This is a genomic window from Catenulispora pinistramenti, from assembly GCF_018274385.1.
Lineage (GTDB): Bacteria > Actinomycetota > Actinomycetes > Streptomycetales > Catenulisporaceae > Catenulispora > Catenulispora pinistramenti.
In genome coordinates this window covers 1-16,661 of sequence record NZ_JAAFYZ010000066.1, presented here as the reverse complement: position 1 = coordinate 16,661, position 16,661 = coordinate 1, and the positions used below count along the sequence as shown (strand labels likewise).

13 protein-coding genes and 2 pseudogenes are annotated in these 16,661 nt (G+C 70.4%); 7 read left to right on the top strand and 8 right to left on the bottom strand.

Going from position 1 to position 16,661, the window contains the following annotated elements; all coding sequences use genetic code 11:
• The first annotated feature begins 63 nt into the window (after positions 1-63).
• On the top strand, positions 64-963 hold the full coding sequence (locus KGQ19_RS20295; protein WP_212010774.1) for a LysR family transcriptional regulator: 900 nt from the start codon (positions 64-66) through the stop codon (positions 961-963).
• Between the two features lie 92 nt (positions 964-1,055).
• Here the strand turns inward: KGQ19_RS20295 and trxA are convergent, their stop codons facing one another.
• The 3 genes from trxA to KGQ19_RS20280 all read right to left on the bottom strand — a co-directional run bounded on the left by trxA (position 1,056) and on the right by KGQ19_RS20280 (position 3,040).
• Positions 1,056-1,448 carry a thioredoxin gene (gene trxA, locus KGQ19_RS20290; protein ID WP_212010773.1) on the bottom strand — a complete coding sequence of 131 codons (393 nt, stop codon included), beginning with the start codon at positions 1,446-1,448 and terminating at the stop codon, positions 1,056-1,058.
• Between the two features lie 48 nt (positions 1,449-1,496).
• Positions 1,497-1,826, bottom strand: a complete 330-nt coding sequence (locus KGQ19_RS20285; protein ID WP_212010772.1) for a nucleotide pyrophosphohydrolase — start codon at positions 1,824-1,826, stop codon at positions 1,497-1,499.
• 116 nt (positions 1,827-1,942) lie between these two features.
• Positions 1,943-3,040: a LacI family DNA-binding transcriptional regulator gene (locus KGQ19_RS20280; protein ID WP_212010771.1), complete on the bottom strand. Its 1,098-nt coding sequence runs from the start codon at positions 3,038-3,040 to the stop codon at positions 1,943-1,945.
• A 62-nt stretch (positions 3,041-3,102) separates the two neighbouring features.
• Here KGQ19_RS20280 and KGQ19_RS20275 point away from each other — a divergent pair, with 62 nt between their 5' ends.
• The 3 genes and pseudogenes from KGQ19_RS20275 to KGQ19_RS53450 form a co-directional block, all read left to right on the top strand.
• Complete coding sequence (locus KGQ19_RS20275; RefSeq protein ID WP_212010770.1) at positions 3,103-7,494, top strand: glycoside hydrolase family 38 N-terminal domain-containing protein; 4,392 nt, start codon at positions 3,103-3,105, stop codon at positions 7,492-7,494.
• Positions 7,422-7,661 (top strand): annotated as a pseudogene (locus KGQ19_RS53455) (DUF7158 domain-containing protein); the annotation flags it as partial. The gene KGQ19_RS20275 and the pseudogene KGQ19_RS53455, both read left to right, overlap by 73 nt.
• Positions 7,662-8,270: 609 nt before the next feature.
• Positions 8,271-8,387 (top strand): annotated as a pseudogene (locus KGQ19_RS53450) (malonyl CoA-ACP transacylase); the annotation flags it as partial.
• A 55-nt stretch (positions 8,388-8,442) separates the two neighbouring features.
• On the opposite strand, the gene KGQ19_RS20265 reads toward KGQ19_RS53450, so the two are convergent.
• Positions 8,443-9,099 (bottom strand): TetR/AcrR family transcriptional regulator, encoded by a 657-nt coding sequence (locus tag KGQ19_RS20265; protein ID WP_212010768.1) that lies wholly within the window; start codon positions 9,097-9,099, stop codon positions 8,443-8,445.
• Between the two features lie 32 nt (positions 9,100-9,131).
• Between KGQ19_RS20265 and KGQ19_RS20260 the strand changes: the two genes are divergently transcribed.
• Positions 9,132-10,526, top strand: a complete 1,395-nt coding sequence (locus KGQ19_RS20260; protein ID WP_230419018.1) for a GH1 family beta-glucosidase — start codon at positions 9,132-9,134, stop codon at positions 10,524-10,526.
• On the opposite strand, the gene KGQ19_RS20255 is transcribed toward KGQ19_RS20260, so the two are convergent.
• Positions 10,481-11,380: a TIGR02452 family protein gene (locus tag KGQ19_RS20255; protein WP_212010766.1), complete on the bottom strand. Its 900-nt coding sequence runs from the start codon at positions 11,378-11,380 to the stop codon at positions 10,481-10,483. The two genes, KGQ19_RS20260 and KGQ19_RS20255, sit on opposite strands and share 46 nt — an antisense overlap.
• Positions 11,381-11,488: 108 nt before the next feature.
• A complete protein-coding gene (locus tag KGQ19_RS20250; protein WP_212010765.1) occupies positions 11,489-11,842 on the bottom strand; it encodes a hypothetical protein in 354 nt (117 codons plus the stop codon).
• Between KGQ19_RS20250 and pip the strand changes: the two genes are divergently transcribed.
• Together pip and kynU are read left to right on the top strand one after the other, a co-directional pair.
• Complete coding sequence (pip, locus tag KGQ19_RS20245) at positions 11,841-12,803, top strand: prolyl aminopeptidase (RefSeq protein WP_230419015.1); 963 nt, start codon at positions 11,841-11,843, stop codon at positions 12,801-12,803. The genes KGQ19_RS20250 and pip overlap by 2 nt on opposite strands.
• 110 nt (positions 12,804-12,913) lie before the next feature.
• On the top strand, positions 12,914-14,185 hold the full coding sequence (gene kynU / locus KGQ19_RS20240) for a kynureninase (protein ID WP_212010764.1): 1,272 nt from the start codon (positions 12,914-12,916) through the stop codon (positions 14,183-14,185).
• 113 nt (positions 14,186-14,298) lie between these two features.
• Here kynU and KGQ19_RS20235 read toward each other — a convergent pair whose 3' ends face one another.
• A complete protein-coding gene (locus KGQ19_RS20235; RefSeq protein WP_212010763.1) occupies positions 14,299-15,456 on the bottom strand; it encodes an acyl-CoA dehydrogenase family protein in 1,158 nt (385 codons plus the stop codon).
• A 125-nt stretch (positions 15,457-15,581) separates the two neighbouring features.
• Positions 15,582-16,436 (bottom strand): spermidine synthase, encoded by an 855-nt coding sequence (locus tag KGQ19_RS20230; RefSeq protein WP_212010762.1) that lies wholly within the window; start codon positions 16,434-16,436, stop codon positions 15,582-15,584.
• Between the last annotated feature and the right edge of the window lie 225 nt (positions 16,437-16,661).

The following is a 16,661-nucleotide window of genomic DNA, read 5'->3' as shown; positions in this document are numbered from 1 at the left end:
CTCTATGACCCGTCTCCCGAATTCGACCCGCCCTCCGGATCCGACCCGCCTTCCGGATTCGCTATGACCCGGCTCCCGGATCTCGACGCGCTCCAGCTCCTGGTGGCCGTCGCCGACACCGGCTCGCTGGGGAAGGCGGCCGCGCGCACCGGGATCAGCCAGCCCTCGGCCTCGGCCCGGATGGCGACGCTGGAACGCCGCCTCGGCCTGAAACTGCTGGAGCGCACCACCTCCGGCTCCCGCCTGACCGGCAACGGGGCCGTGGTCACCGACTGGGCCCGCCGGGTCCTGGAGCAGGCCGAGGCGCTGGTCGAAGGCGCCGAAGCGCTGCGCACGCACGCCGATGAGCGGCTGGCGGTCGCCGCCAGCCTCACCATCGCCGAGCACCTGGTCCCCAAATGGCTCATCGAGCTGCGCCAGCTCCGCCCGGGAACGCGGGTCGGGCTGACCGTGGAGAACTCTCACCAAGTGGTGGCGGCGCTGCGGGCCGGCGACGTGGATCTGGGCTTCGTCGAGGGGACGTGGGTCCCGCGCGACCTGCACTCGGCGGTCGTGGGCCGGGACCGGCTGGTGGTGGTGGTCGCGCCCGCGCATCCGTGGGCCCGGCGCAAAGAACCGTTGACGGCGGCCGAACTCGCGGCCGAACCGCTGTTGCTGCGCGAACCCGGATCCGGGACGCGAGAGGTGTTGGAGGCGGCGCTGGCCGCCCACGACGGCCCGGCCGTGCCGCTGATCGAACTCGGCGCCACCGCCCCGCTGCGCTCGGCCGCGCTGGCCGGCAGCGGCCCGGCGGTGCTCAGCGTCTTGGCGGTCGCCGAGGACATCGCCTCGGGTCGTCTGGTCGAGGTGTCGCTCGCCGAGGATGTCGCGCTGCGCCGGACGCTGCGTGCGGTGTGGCGGCGGGGTCGGGAGCTGAACGACGCGGCTGGTCGGCTGGTTCAGGTGGCACGCGGGAGGGCCTGAACCGCTTGGCCAGACACCGTTTCTCCGCATGCTCCCCAGGGCCGGCGGCGCCCGCCGGGTCCGTCCCCGGCGCCGCCCGACCCCGGTCGTGGCTACGCTTGCGCGTCAGCTCCCTCATGCCCGCCGTTCTGGTGCGCGGCGATCTGCTTGCGCACTTCTTCCATGTCCAGTTCCCGCGCCTGCTTGATCAAGTCCACCAGCGGCGCCTCGGGCAGCGCACCGGGCTGGCCGTAGACCATCACGCCGTCCCGGAAGATCATCAGTGTCGGGATCGAGCGGATCTCGAACGCCCCCGCGAGCTCCGGCTGGTCCTCGGTGTCCACCTTGGCGAAGGTGATGTCCGGGTTGGCCTCCGACACCTTGTCGTAGATCGGCGCGAACTGCTTGCACGGTCCGCACCACTCGGCCCAGAAGTCGACAAGCACGATCCCGTCGGAGGTGACCGCCTGCTCGAACGTGTCCTTGGTCAGTTCCAAAGTGCTCATGCGCACCACCCTACGCGGGGACTGGACAAAGTGCCCGTTTCCCTCTGTTCACCTGGGCCCGGCAGGGAAACGGAGCTCGTTGCGGTCGATCTTCTCCGACAGCGCCTGCAACACGTCCACGTCGCAGGCGGCCGCCACCTGCAACAGATACGCCAGTACGTCGGCGACCTCGTCCCGGACCCGGAAGGCCTTGTCAGGGTCCGACATCACCTCGACCGACTCCTCCGGGGTGAGCCACTGGAAGATCTCGGCGAGTTCGGAGGCCTCGACGCTCAAGGCCATCGTGAGGTTCTTCGGGGTGTGGAACGGGCCCCAGTCGCGGGCCTCGGCGAAAGCCACCAGCCGGCGTTGCAGGGTCGCGACGTCGAGATCAGTCATGCCGATCTCTCTATCACGCGTGGTACCCGATCGGCGCGTCGTTGCCCGTCGCCTACCGCGCTTGTCGCCTACCGCGCTTGTCGCCTACCGCTCTTATCGCTTACAGCCCCCGTCGCCTACCGCCCCGGCTTCGCCGTGCTCTCCCGCACCGTCAACCGAGGCGTGGCGGCCTTTATGTCGCCGACCGTCCCCGGCTCCTCCACGATCCGCAGCAGCGCCTCGGCGACCTGCACGCCCAGAGCGTGCGTGTCCCGGGACAACGCCGTGATCGCCGGATGCACCACGCGGGTCAGCACCGAATCGTCGAACGACACGATCGACAACTCGCCCGGCACCCGCACCCCCATCTCGGTCGCCACCCCGAGGCCGGCGACCGCCATCAGGTCGCTGTCGTAGACGATCGCGGTCGGCGCGTCCGGCTGGGACAGCAGGCGCCGGGTCACCGCGGCCCCCTCGCCGTCGCTGAAGTCCGTGGGCACCGACTGGGTCTCGACCAGCCCCAGCTGTCCCGCGGCGTCCTTCAGAGCCCTGATACGGCGCTGGGTGTGCTGGAACGCCGGGGTGCCGGCCACGTGCGCGATCCGGGTGTGCCCGAGCGCGGCCAGGTAGCGCACCGTCTCCAGCATCGCCTCCCGGTCGTCGGCCCAGACCGTCGGCAACTCGCCGTGCTTGCCGTGCCCGCCCAGCACGATGGCCGGCACGCCCAGCGCCTCCACGGCCGAGATCCGCGGGTCCTTGGTCTGCGGGTCCACGATGAGCAGCCCGTCCACCCGCTGCTCGCCGGCCCAGCGCCGGTAGACGACCAACTCGGCGTCGGTGTCGTCCACGACCTGTAACAGCAGGGCGACCGAGCGCGCGGACAGGACCGACTGCATGCCGTAGATGAGCTGCGCGTAGAACGGCTCGGCGCCGAGGGTCCGGGTGGGCCGGGCCAGGACCAGCCCGACCGCGCCGGCCGGGGCCCCGCCGAGGGCGCGCGCGGCGCTGTGCGGATGCCAGTTCATACGTTCGGCGGCTTGAAGGATCCGCGTCCGGGTAGCCTCACTGACACCGGGGCGTCCGTTGAGCGCGAAGGAGACCGCGCTCGGCGACACCCCGACCTCGCGGGCGATGTCGGCGATGGTGAGCCGGGTCTTGTTCTTTCCGACGCCCGCCGCCCGTCCATGACCCGCGGCGGCACCAGGCTTGTTGACACCGCTGCCAGAGGTGGGCATTAATGACTCCCAGCTGCTTTAGCGCTTTAGTTGCTCGTTCGGGTGGGTTTCAAGGAGGGGCCGTGGCCGTCCAGATCAAGTCCGCGGACTCGACGGAGCTTTTCGTCGGAACCGATACGGAACCGCGTCAAGTCCTACGGGTCGTGCTCGAGCGGGCCGTCACCGACGGTGCGGTGACTGTATCGCTTCTCGCTCTGAAGGTGCGAGCAGCCTGCGAACTCGCCCCGGGAGACGGGGAGAGTGTCGTCGAGCTGCCGATGACGGTCGAGGCCGACGCGGCCCCGGGCCAGACCCTGACCGGGCAGCTGCAAGTGCTCGGCGCCGACGGCCAGATCCTGGCCGAACAGCAGGTCAGCATCACGGTGGCCGAGCCGGGCTGGACGATGTACCTGGTCTCGCACTTCCACTACGACCCCGTCTGGTGGAACACCCAAGCCGGCTACACCCAGACCTGGGAACTGCAGGGCAACGACGGCAGCACGCGCCCGGTCTGGGAGAACAACGCGTTCCATCTCGTCAAAGCCCACCTCGATCTCGCCGCCGCCGACCCCGACTACAGCTTCGTGCTGGCCGAGGTCGACTATCTGAAGCCGTTCTGGGACGTCTACCCGCAGTATCGCGCGCTTCTCCGGGAACTGATATCCACCGGGCGGGTGGAAGTGATGGGCGGTACCTACAACGAGCCCAACACCAACCTCACCGGGCTGGAGACCACGATCCGCAACCTGGTCTACGGCATCGGCTACCAGCGCGACATCATGGGCGCCGACCCGCAGACCGCCTGGCAGCTGGACGTCTTCGGCCACGACCCGCAGTTCCCCGGCCTGGTCGCCGACGCCGGGCTGAGCTCCACGTCCTGGGCGCGCGGGCCGTACCACCAGTGGGGCCCGATGCTGACGAAGTTCGACGGCGTCCAGGGCGACGTGCAGAACATGCAGTTCCCGGCAGAGTTCGAGTGGATCTCGCCGTCCGGGCAGGGCGTCGTCACCCACTACATGCCGAACCACTACTCGGCCGGCTGGTGGATGGACTCCTCGGCGACGCTGGAGGAGGCCGAGGAGAAGGTCTACGACCTGTTCCTGGGGCTCAAGCAGGCCGCCGCCACGCGCAACACGCTGCTGCCGGTCGGCACCGACTACACCCCGCCGAACAAGTGGGTCACGGCCATCCACCGCGACTGGAACGCGCGCTACGTCTGGCCGCGCTTCGTCACCGGCCTGCCCCGGGACTTCTTCGCCGCGGTGCACGCCGAACTCGCCGAGCGCGGCGTCCGGCCGAGCCCGCAGACCCGGGACATGAACCCGGTCTACACCGGCAAGGACGTGTCGTACATCGACACCAAGCAGGCCCAGCGCGCGGCCGAGACCGCGGCGGCCGACGCCGAGAAGCTGGCCACGTTCGCCTCGCTGCTGGGCTACGGCCGCTACCCGAGCGCCGCGCTGGACAAGGTGTGGCGGCAGCTGGCGTACGGGGCGCACCACGACGCGATCACCGGCTCGGAGTCGGACCAGGTCTACATCGACCTGGTCACCGGCTGGCGCGAGGCGCACGACCTGGCCGTCGAGGCCCGGGACGCGGCGCTGGAGGCGATCTTCCGGAACGTGGAGACCTACGGCGGGGCCGGGAACGGGACGGTCGGGGTGTTCAACACCCTGGCGTTCGAGCGGACCGATGTGGTGCGGGTGAGGCTGCGGCTGCCCGAGGGCGTCGGCGCCGACGCGCTGCGGCTCACCGATGACGAAGGCGCCGCGGTGCCGTTCGTGATCCAGGCCCGGGACGGCGCGCACGTCGATGTGGCTTTCGTCGCCGCCGGGGTGCCGGGGATGGGGTGGCGGAGCTGGTTCGTGGAGTACGGCGCCGACAACGGGGCCGACACTGAAAGTGTTGTCTGGAAAGACATCGCCGAGCTCCCGGCGTCCATCGCCAACGAGTACTTCGAAATCGCCGTCGACCCGGCCCGCGGCGGCGGCCTGAGCGGCATCCGCGAACTGGCCACCGGCCGTCAGCTGCTCAAGCCCGGCGAGATCGGCAACGAGCTGCGGGTCAGCGAGGAGTACCCGCAGCACCCCGAGTTCGGCGAGGGCCCGTGGCACCTGGTCCCGAACGGGACCGTCCTGGGCTCGGCCGCCGCGGCCGCCACCTCGGTACGCGCCGAGGAATCACCGCTCGGCCGCCGCTACGTCGTCACCGGCACCGTCGGCGAGGTCGACTACGAGCAGCGCATCACGCTCTGGCACGGCCTGGACCGCGTCGACTTCCGCACCCGGGTCCTGGACTTCACCGGCGCCGACCGGCTGTTGCGCGTCAAGTTCCCCTGCGACGTCCCCGGCGCGCGCCCCGTCTCCGAAGTCGCCGGTGCCGTCATCGGCCGCGGTTTCGCGCTGCCGGACTCGGACGTGGCCGTCGCGCCGTGGACGCTGGACAACCCGGCGAACACCTTCTTCGCGCTCGGCAGCACCGCGACCCTGCGGCTGAGCGACCGGGCCGAAGCCGAACTCGGCCAGGTCGCGATCTCGATCGCCGAGGTCGTGGCCGATGATCTGGACCGGCACGCCGACCCGATCCGCGACCTGGTCGTGGCGCTGGCCCGGATCGGCGTCACCGCGACCACCACCACCGCCGAGGGCGCCCGCTACGGCTGGCTGCACGTCGACTCCAACCTGCCGGACCTGCGCATCGTGATCGGCGGGCCGGACACCAACCCGCTGGCCGCCGAGGTCTTCGAACACTGCGACCCCTCGGTCCGCCAGGAGTTCGACCTGCTGATGAAGAACGACGGGCACGCCCGCTTCTTCATCCCGGCCGAGCTCCCGGTCGAGAAGGCGTGGGTGCCGAACGCCGACCTGCGCGCCGCGCGGGCACTGCCGGTCCTGATCATCGCCGGCGAGCGTCCGGAGGACACGGCGCAGCGGGTGCACGAGGCCGCGTCCGCCTTCGCCGCCGACACCTCCCTGCGCGCGGTCACCGCCGGCCCCGCCGACACCGCGCTGCTCGACGACCACACCGTCGGCCTGATCAACAACGGCCTGCCCGGCTTCGCCGTCGACCCCTCCGGCGCGCTGCACCTGTCGCTGATGCGCTCGTGCACCGGCTGGCCGTCGGGCGTCTGGCTGGACCCGCCGCTGCGCCGCATGCCGGACGACTCGGCGTTCCAACTCCAGCACTGGACCCACGACTTCGACTACGCGCTGGTGAGCGGCGCGGGAGACTGGCGCGCGGTCGGGCTGGTCGCGTCCGGCGCGGCCTTCTCGACGCCGATGCTGGCCCGGCAGGAGAGGGCGCACCGCGGCGCACTGCCGGCCCGGCACGCGCTGCTCTCGGTCACGCCGGAGCGCGCCGCACAGGTGACGGCGGTCAAGCCGGCCGGGAACCCGGAGTCGGTGGGTTCGGCGCTGGAGGCGTCCCCGGAACTGGGCTTCATGGTGCGGCTGGTCGAGGCCAACGGCACCGGCCAGACCGTCGCGGTGCGCAGCCCCCTGGGCGTGCTGTCCAGCGACCGCGCCGACCTGCTCGAGGAGTGCGGCAGGCGCTGCGAGGTGCGCGCCGCGGGTTCGGTGCAGCTGGGCGGGTCGCAGATCTCGACGGCGATCGTCGTGCCGCATCAGGGCTCTGGGTCCTCTGGCCTGGCTCCGGTGCTCGGCCGCGCGACGGAGCCGGCGCAGCCGGTCTACTCGCGGTACTGGCTGCACAACCGGGGGCCGGCGCCGATGGGCTTCCTGCCGGTGTCGGTCGCCGCCACCCCGGCCGCGCTCACCGGCAGGTTCGCGGGCGCGGGGTGGAGCGGCGGCGAAGTGTCGGTCGCGGTGGCGAGTCAGTACACGGACACCACGTTCGAGGGCATGCTGACGGTTTCCGCACCCGACGGCTGGCACGTCGAGCCGGAGTCGCGTCCCGTGGCGCTGGAACCCGGCGGCCACACGGTGTTCCCGCTGACGGTGACCCCCGCGGACGCCGCCGCGGCAGCACCGGGGATGTACTTCGTGCGCGTGCAGCTCGCGGTGGGGGAGTCGACGATCGAGGACGTCATCAGCGTTCTGATCGACGCCCCGGAGTACGCGCCGCCCGCGACGTCCCCCGAGACCGAGATCGAACTCGGCGTCCAAACCCAGGGCACCAAGAGCGAAACCGCACGCCCCACCGGCCTGGAGATCACTTCCACCACCGGGCAGCTCGAACTGTCGCCCGGCGAACGCACCACCCTGCGCGTCGGCCTGGCCAACCGCACCCGCGGCCGCATTGACGGCGAAGCCATGCCGGTCAGCCCGTGGGGGACGTGGGACTTCATCGGGCCCTACGCCCAGGCGTTCAGCGTCGAGCCGGGCGCTGAGACCGAGATCGAGTTCGAGGTCGCCATTCCCGCCGGCGCCGAACCCGGGCACTGGTGGGCGATGGTGAAGCTGATGTGGTTCGGGCGCGCGCAGTACACGGCGGCGATGGCTGTGGTGGTGCGGTGACGCACGCGCACGAGCACCACCACAGCGACGCCGCTGCCGCCGCGCAAGCACAACGCGAGGCAGCGGTGATCGGCTGGGTCGACGGCACGCCGATCCCGCGCGAGCGTCTGGAAGCCCGGGTCCGCGAGCTGCGCACCGGGCGCCTGGCCGCGCGCCTGCCGGCGGTGGGGAGCAAGGAGGATCGGCAGTTTCTGCGATGGACGGCGCAGGTGCTGCTGACCGAGGAGCTTTGTCGGGTGGAGTCGGCTCGGGTGCGGGGCGCCGAGGAAGAGCGACTTCCGGCGGCTGCGGACTTGGCCGACCAGCCAGTGCCAGTGCCCGGCTCGTTGCGCTTGGCGGATGTGCCTGCCCCGCCTCGGCCACTCACCCAAGCTGAGTCCCTGCACCTGGGCTCCATCAACGCCGCCGCCTGGTCGACGGCCCCGGAGATGTCAGCCCTCTACAACCTCGTCACTGTCGCGACCCCGCCCGCCGCGCCGAGCACAGCCGCGGCGCCGAGCACTGCCGCGCCACACACCAGCACCCGCACCTGGTACCGCGTCACACACACCGTCGCCGGCACCGCGTTCGAGGCGGCGACCGCCCCGGACGTCTCCCTGGGCTGGACCACCCTCGACGACATCCCGGCCACCCTCGCCGCCGAGCTCCGCGCCCTGCCGCCCGGCACCCGTGTCGGCCCGGTCCGCACCGGCCTCGGCTGGCACTTCGCGACCGTCACCGCAACCGAAGTCCGGCCCGCCGAGCCCGCCCCGCGCACCGACGCCACCGACCCGACCCGCCTGGCCGCCTTCAACCGCTGGCTCGACCAGCGCCGCCGGGCGCTTGTCGCGTACGCGCCGGGCTTTGAGCATCCCGGTGATCCCTCGCAGCCCGACAATACGCATCGGCACTAGCGCTGGCTGTGGGTTTCAAAGCTCGTTGCGGCCTTCGGTCCTAGCTGTGCCGGCATCAGCCCACGTAATAAGGCCCCAGATAAGCCACCAGCAGCTTCTTGCACTCCGCGATCAGTCCCGCGTCCCCTTCCGGATCGGTCCGGAAGGCCAGTTGCAGCACCGCGTCCGCGGCTTCCATCGTCACCCGCAGTGCCAGCTCGATCTCGGCGGTGTCGGCGCGGGAGGAGTCCAGGAAGGGTGTCAGCATTCGTAGACGGCGTGCTACTGCGGTGTTGTTCTCGACGTTCTCGTCCAGGAGGTACAGGTCGCGGGGGTCCGCCTCCGACCATTCGCTTCCGGCGCCGAAGTCCAGGACGCCGAAGCCGGGTTGGGTGCGGCGCATGTCCACGAATTCGTCGATGGCGACGTCTACGACCGCCTCTACCGATCTTGGCACCGCCTCGCTGTAGCGGTGCTCCAGGCGGCCCATGTAGTTCTCGAGGTTTCGTGCGGCTAGGGCGTGTACCAGGGCGCTCTTGTCCGCGAAGAATTGGTACACGGTGCCGATCGGGACTTCGGCGCGCTTGGCGACCGCGGTGGTGGTCAGGCCGGCGAAGCCGAGCTCGTCGAGGAGTTCGGCGCACACGTTGAGGATCCGCTCGTAGCGCTCGGCGCTGCGCCGCTGCATGGGGCGGCGCCGGAGTCCCGTCGCGGTCTCGGTCGTGGATTCCATTCCCCTATTCTCCCTCGCCCGCTAACCTGAGGATGACTCATGTTAGTCCTCCCGGAGGTGGCCCCGCTGTGACCGACTACACCCCGCTCCCGTCGTTCCCCGCCGGCTTCCACTGGGGCACATCCACCTCCGCTTACCAAATCGAAGGGGCGCCGAGCGAGGATGGCAAGGGCGTCTCGATCTGGGACACCTTCGTGCGGCGGCCGGGGGCTGTCCGGGACGACCAGACCGGCGACGTCGCCTGCGACCACTACCACCGCAGTGCCGAGGACGTAGCGCTGATGGCGGAGCTCGGCGTCAACGCCTACCGCTTCTCGGTGGCCTGGACGCGGATCCAGCCTGACGGCGAGGGGCCTGCGAACCCGGCTGGTCTGGCGTACTACGAACGGCTCGTGGATTCCTTGCTGGAGAAGGGGATCACGCCGTTCCCGACCCTGTTCCACTGGGACCTTCCGCAGGCGCTGGAGGATCGTGACGGCTGGCTCGACCGCGACACCGCCTACCGCTTCGCCGAGTACGCCGCCCTCCTCGCCGACCGGCTGGCGGGCCGGGTCGAGCACTGGATCACGCTGAACGAGCCGTTCATCCACCTCGCCTACGGCTACGCCTTCGGCATCCACGCGCCCGGCCGCGCGCTGATGACCGACGCCATCCCGGTCGCACACCACCAACTCCTGGCGCACGGCCTGGCCGTCAGTGCCCTGCGAGCCGCGGGTGCCCGGAAGGTGATGATCGCCAACAACTGCACGCCGGTCTGGCCCGCGAGCCGGGCGCCGGAGGACATCAAGGCCGCCGAGGCGTATGACACCCTCCACAACCGCCTGTTCAACGACCCGATCCTGCTCGGCACCTACCCGGACCTGTCGGCCTATGGCACCGGCCCCGACCTGAACGGCACTGTTCGCGACGGCGACCTGGCGACCATCGCCGCGCCCCTGGACGGCCTCGGCATCAACTACTACAACCCGACCCGCGTCGCCGCCCCCGGCCCCGAGCACGGCCTGCCGTTCCAGGACCTGCCGATCGAAGGCGTCCCGCGCACCGCCTTCGACTGGCCGGTGGTTCCTGACGGCCTGCGCGAAGTGCTCGTCGGCCTCGCCGACCGCTACGGCGCCGCCCTCCCGCCGATCTACATCACCGAGAACGGCACCTCGGTGGACGACAAGCTGGTCGCCGGCCGCGTGGCCGACCCGGACCGCATCGCCTACCTCGACGGCCACATCAGGGCCCTGTCCGAGGCGATGGCCGCCGGCGTGGACGTCCGCGGCTACCTGACCTGGACCCTGCTGGACAACTTCGAGTGGGCCGAGGGTTTCCACCAGCGCTTCGGCCTGGTCCACGTCGACCACCAGACGCAGACCCGCACGCCGAAGGACTCCTACTACTGGCTGCGCGACAGGCTCTCCGAGTTGGCAGCAGAGCACTGAGACACAAGGTCCGCGAAGGCTGTCTGAAACGCTCCCAGCGTTGTCCTCGCTGAGGAGGTGTCATAGACGCCGAACACGACTCGAGCGAATCTGCCCTCGAATACGCCACCGCCCGCGAGATAGCTGTGGAAGACCCGCGCCACGGTCGCCGGATCGTTGCGGAACACGCCGCAGCCCCACGCGCCGAGCACCAGCGTCTGGACGCCGTGGTGTGCCGCGACCGCGAGCACCCGCCCCGCACGCTCGGTGAGCAGACCCTCGACCTCGTCCAGGGCCGACGGCTCGTGCCGGGCCAGCGCTCCGGCGTTCGGAGCCGGCGACGTCAAATAAGAGATCTGATAGGGCGTGTCCAGCAGCCGCGTGGCGCTGTCACGGTAGACCGGAACAGCGGGGGAGAAGATGACGCGATGGCTGTACCGGGTATCGCGATTCGCCCGATGCGCGTCGTAGTAGTCACGAGCCTCAAGCAGTGTCGTGTACAACGCGGAACTGCGGCACAGGTCTTCCTCCTGAGCCCGCGCGCCGCCGAGGTACCCGCCGCCGGGGTTGCGCGCCGAGGCGAAGTTCAGGATCGCGACGTCGGTCGCGCCCTCGGCGAGCACCAAGCGCTGACCGGCCTGAGTGCTGGTCTCGTCGGTGACTTCGAAGGCTGTTTCGTGGCGCGGTGCGCCGGCGGCCTGGTGCGTCTGGTCGTTGAACAGTCGCAGCGTCTGGCCGGGGTCGTAGGACCGAGTCCCCTGGCAAGCCGCGGCCACATCGGCGGCCAGATCCACCCGGGCGCCACGCGCGTCCACATAATGACCTGCGGCGACAATGCTCTCGTTCTCAAGAGCGACGCTTTTGTAAATCCCCATGAATGGTTCTATCGAACGAAGGTGAAAAGCTTGCGGTCGTCGGGAAGAGGAGCGGGTTCCCGCTCCTGCCGATTCGCGGCGACGTAAATGACGGTCGGCAGATCCGCGTCAGATTCCCACAGATCGGAGAAGCCCGCTTCGCCGAACCAGCCGTGGATTCTCGGGATGACGGCCGGATCGTGCCGGTGGCGGGTCCAGATCGCGGTGCCGCCCAGCGCGGTCAGATGCGCGGCGCGGGTGGTCGGCGAGCACCGGGATCAGGTCCCGTCCCTCGCCGGCGCACAGACTCAGGACCTTGATCACGCCTGAAGGTGCTTCGTCGAGCGCCCGCCGGATGCCCTGCTGGACCGTGGCCAGCCGCTTGACCAGCGGGGATTCCGGGTCGTCGTAGGCCGCGAACCAGTTCTTCCAGTCCCGCGATCCGCGTGCGGATTCGCTGCCCTGGTCTACGATCGCGTCCATGTCTATTTCCTACCCGCCAATGGGTCCTTACGCCACCGGATATCTCGACGTCGGTGACGGGAACCAGATCTACTACGAAGAGCTCGGCAACCCGGACGGCAAGCCCGCGGTGAACCTGCACGGCGGCCCCGGCGCCGGCTCGATGGTCGGGCCGACCAGGGGCTGGAACCCCGAGAAGTGGCGCGTGATCCGCTTCGACCAGCGGGGGTGCGGGCGCAGCACGCCGCACGCGTCCGACCCGGCGACGGACATGTCCGTCAACACCACGCACCACCTCGTCCGCGACATCGAGCTCCTGCGCGAGCATCTGGGCATTGAGAAGTGGCTGGTGAAGGGTGGCTCCTGGGGCGCCAGCCTGGCCCTGGTCTACGCGCAGGCGCACCCGGAGCGGGTGACCGAGATGATCATCCCGGCGGTCACCTCGACCCGCCCGGAGGAGACCGACTGGCTCTACCACGGCGTCCGGCGGATCTTCCCCGAGGCCTGGGACCGCTTCCGCAACCACGTGCCCGAGGCCGAGCGCGACGGGAACCTGGTGCAGGCGTACAGCCGGCTGATGGAGAACCCGGACCGCGCGGTGCGCGAAGCGGCGGCGGACGAGTGGATGCGGTGGGAGGATGCCGTGATCTCGTTGGAGAGCAACGGGAAGCCCGGTGCCTACGAGGAGGACTTCGTCGGCGATGACCGGCTGGCCTTCGTCCGCATCTGCGCGCACTACTTCGGCAACGACGCCTGGCTGGAGCCGGGCCAGACCCTGCGCGACATGCACAAGCTGCACGGCATCCCGGCGGTCCTCGTCCACGGCCGCCACGATCTGGGCAGTCCCGTATACACCGCGTGGGAGCTGGCGCAGGCGTGGCCGGACGCCAAGCTCGTGGTCATCGAGGACTCCGGGCACACCGGCAGCCAGGCCATGGGGCAGGCGCTGAACGAGGCGACGGAGGAGTTCTCGAAGCGGTAATCCGATGACTCCCACCAGGGGCGGCCGGCCGCCACCGGTCGCCCACCCGAATCCTCAGTGCCCCGCGAGCCCCCATTCCCCGCGCGGACACCCTCGCCTAGTCTGATCACGTGTCCGACTCCACAGCTCACCCCCGCAATGACGCGGAGAACCGGGACGCGACCGACCCTTTGGCGTCGCTCCGTACCCAGTTCGTCATCCCCGACGAAAAGCTCATCTACCTCGACGGCAACTCCCTCGGCCGGCTCCCCAAGGCCTCCTTGGACCGGGTCCAGGAAGTCGTGGCCGGCGAATGGGGCGACCGGCTGATCCGGTCCTGGAACGAGCGTTGGCAGACGCTGCCGCAGACCGTCGGCGACTTCCTCGGACAGCACTTCCTCGGCGCCGCCGCCGGACAGGTCGTGGTCTCCGACTCCACGTCGGTGAACCTCTACAAGCTGGCCTCCGCCGCCCTCGACGCGCGTCCCGACCGGACCGTGATCGTCAGCGATCTCAACAACTTCCCGACCGACCGGTACGTCCTGGAGGGCCTGGCCGCCGCCCGGGGCCTGGAGCTCAAGCTGGTCGAGTTCGACGAACTGCTCGGCCCGACCGCCGACCAGCTCCGCCCGGTCCTGGACGACCGCACCGCGCTGGTCTCGCTTTCGCAGGTGGACTACCGCTCCTCGGCGCTGGCCGATCTGGCGTCCGTGAACCAGGTGGTGCACGATGCCGGCGCTCTGGCGCTGTGGGACCTGTGCCACTCGGCGGGCTCGGTCCCGATCGAACTGGACGCCACCGGCACCGACTTCGCCGTCGGCTGCACCTACAAGTACCTGAACGGCGGCCCCGGGTCCCCGGCGTTCCTCTACGCCAACGCCTCGCTGATCGACGCCGTCCGCCAGCCGATCTGGGGCTGGTACGGCCAGCGCGACCAGTTCGCGATGGGCCAGGGCTACGACCCGGTGGCCTCCGCGAGCCGTTTCCTGGTCGGCACGCCGCAGGTCGTCGGGGTCTCGCTGGTCGACTCCGGGGCCCGGGTGCTGGCCGAGGCCGGCATCAAGCCGTTGCGGGACAAGGGCGTGGCGCTCACCGAGTTCGCCATCGAGCTGTTCGACGCCTGGCTGGCCCCGATCGGCTTCAGCCTCGGCAGCCCGCGCGACGCGGCCGTCCGCGGCAGCCACATCTCGGTGCGGCACCCCGAGGCGTACCGGATCTGCCGCGCGCTGATCGAGCAGCACGACGTCATCCCGGACTTCCGGGAGCCGGACCGGGTCCGCCTGGGCATGGCCCCGTCCACGACGCGGTTCGTGGACGTGTGGGACGCCTTCGACGCCATGCGCCGGATCGTCGAGACGAAGGCGTACGAGCAGATCGACCCGACGCGCACCGAAGTGACGTGAGGCCAGAGTGATATGTGGCCACAGTGACATGTGGCCACAGTGACATGTGGCCACAGTGACATGTGGCCACAGTGACATGTGGCCACAGTGACGTGTGGCCCGGTGTCGTGCGGCTACAAGCCCAACGACTTCGCGATGATCGTCTTCATGACCTCGCTGGTGCCGCCGTAGATGCGCGAGACCCGGGTGTCCGCGTACAGCCGCGCGATCGGGAACTCGGTGATGTAGCCGTAGCCGCCGTGCAGCTGGAGGCACTTGTCGATGACGCGCCCGGCCACCTCGGTGCAGAACAGCTTCACCTTCGCGGCATCGGCCACTGACAGCTCGCCGGCCTCGTGCAGCTCCAGCGCGCGGTCGATCATGCACTCGGCCGCCTCGACCTCGGTGGCGCATTCGGCCAGGACGAACTTGGTGTTCTGGAAGGAGGCCACCGAGGTGCCGAAGACCGTGCGTTCCCGGACGTAGTCCAGCGCGAAGCGCAGTGCCGCCGACGCCGAGGCGTAGCCGCCGACCGCGATCGCCAGCCGCTCCTGCGGCAGGTTGTGGGTCAGGTAGCTGAAGCCCTTGCCGGCCTCGCCGAGCAGGTTCTCGACCGGGACCTGCACGTCGGTGAAGGCCAGCTCGGCGGTGTCAGAGGTCTTCAACCCGATCTTGTCCAGCTTGCGCCCGACCGAGTACCCCGGCGATTTGGTGTCCACGCACAGGATCGACAGCCCGCCCCGGCGGTCCTGCGGTGTGGCCGGCGCCGTGCGCGCCACCACCAGGACCAGATCCGCCAGCACGCCGCCGGTGATGAAGGTCTTCGCGCCGTTGAGCACGTAGTGCCGGCCGTCCTCGGACAGCTTCGCGGTGGTCTGGATCCCGGCCAGGTCCGAGCCGGTGCCGGGCTCGGTCATGGCGATCGCGGTCATCAGCTCCCCGGAGATGAACTTCGGCAGCCAGCGCGCCTTCTGCTCGTCGGTGGCGTAGGCCAGCAGGTAGGGCAGGATCAGCCCGACGTGCACGGTCGTCGTCCCGAAGCTCACCCCGGCGCGCGTGGTCTCCTCGATCACGATCGACTGGTACTTGAACGTGCTCATGCCGGCGCCGCCGTACTCCTCCGGCACCTCGATCCCGAACACCCCGAGCTCGCCGAGGCGGTGGTAGAACTCGCGCGGCGGGTGTCCGGCCTGCTCCCACTCGGGGTAGACCGGCACCACCTCCTTGGCGATGAAATCGCGCAGCATGGCGCGGAAGGCTTCGTGGTCTTCGGTGTAGACGGTGCGGCGCATGGCGCTAAGTTACCGGCGGGTATGGCAAAAGGCCATGGCCGGGCGGCGACCTGCTGGTGCCGGGCCGGGAGTCGGCGCCGGTGCGGCCGGTGGGCCTCCGGTGGGACGCCCTAGAACGAGCCGGCCTAGAACGCGTCGGCCGGCGGCTCCGGCGACGCCTCCGCGTCGGCGTCCGTCACCGGCTTGGCGCCGCCCTGGAAGTCGTCCAGCTCCTGACCGCGCACCACCCGGTTCGGGAACGGGTCGGAGGCCGCGCGCCGGACCAGGCCGGCCACCGGGAGCGGGGCGTCGGAGGCCATCAGCACGATGTTGCCGAACTTGCGGCCGCGCAGGATGCCGGGGTCGGCGAGCAGCAGGACGTGCGCGAAGTGCGCCTTCGCGGTGGCGACTTGGCGGCGGGTGAAGGCCAGGCTCGTACCGGCTATTCCGTCGGCGAGATTGACCAGGTGCACTCCGGTCGGGCGCAGCGCGCGCTTGGACAGGGCCACGTACTCGGTCGACGTGAAGTGCTTCGGGATGCGGGCGGCGGCGAAGACGTCGGTGACCGTCAGGTCGAACGCGCCCGCCGGGACCCGGCCGAGCACGTCGCGGGCGTCGCCGGTGCGCAGCCGCACGCGCGCGTTGCGCGGCAGCGGCAGCTTGGTGCGGACGAAGTCCAGCAGCTTGCCGTCGATCTCCACGACCTGCTGGCCCGAGCCCGGGCGGGTGACGGCGACGTAGCGGGGCAGGGTCAGGCCGCCGCCGCCCAGGTGCAGCACCCGCAGCGGCGCGCCCTCGTCGGCGACCAGGTCCACCAGGTGCGCGATCTGGCGGATGTACTCGTACTCCAGGTACGTCGGGTCGTCCAGATCGACGTGCGACTGCGGGGTGCCGCCGATCATCAGCTGGTAGGCGTTGCGCCGGTCCAGGTCGCGCAACAGCTCCGGGCCGTCCGGCTGGTCGTCGTCGGCGGGCTCCTGCGGGGTCTTGGCGCGCGGCATGCCCGAAAGTCTAGGCGGCCGACGGCCTCCGGAGGCCTTACCGAGGTCGGGTGGCGTTGCGCCACTCGATAGAGGGACTTTTCGGTATTAGCCTCCCAATTCGGCTATCACAGACACAAGGTTCGACACCGCAGTCAGACCGGGCCGGCGGGGACGACGTCGTGGGCCGCGCGAGCAGGGGCGCGGCCCACGACGCCGAAGCCGGTGCCGGACCGGTGCGGGGTC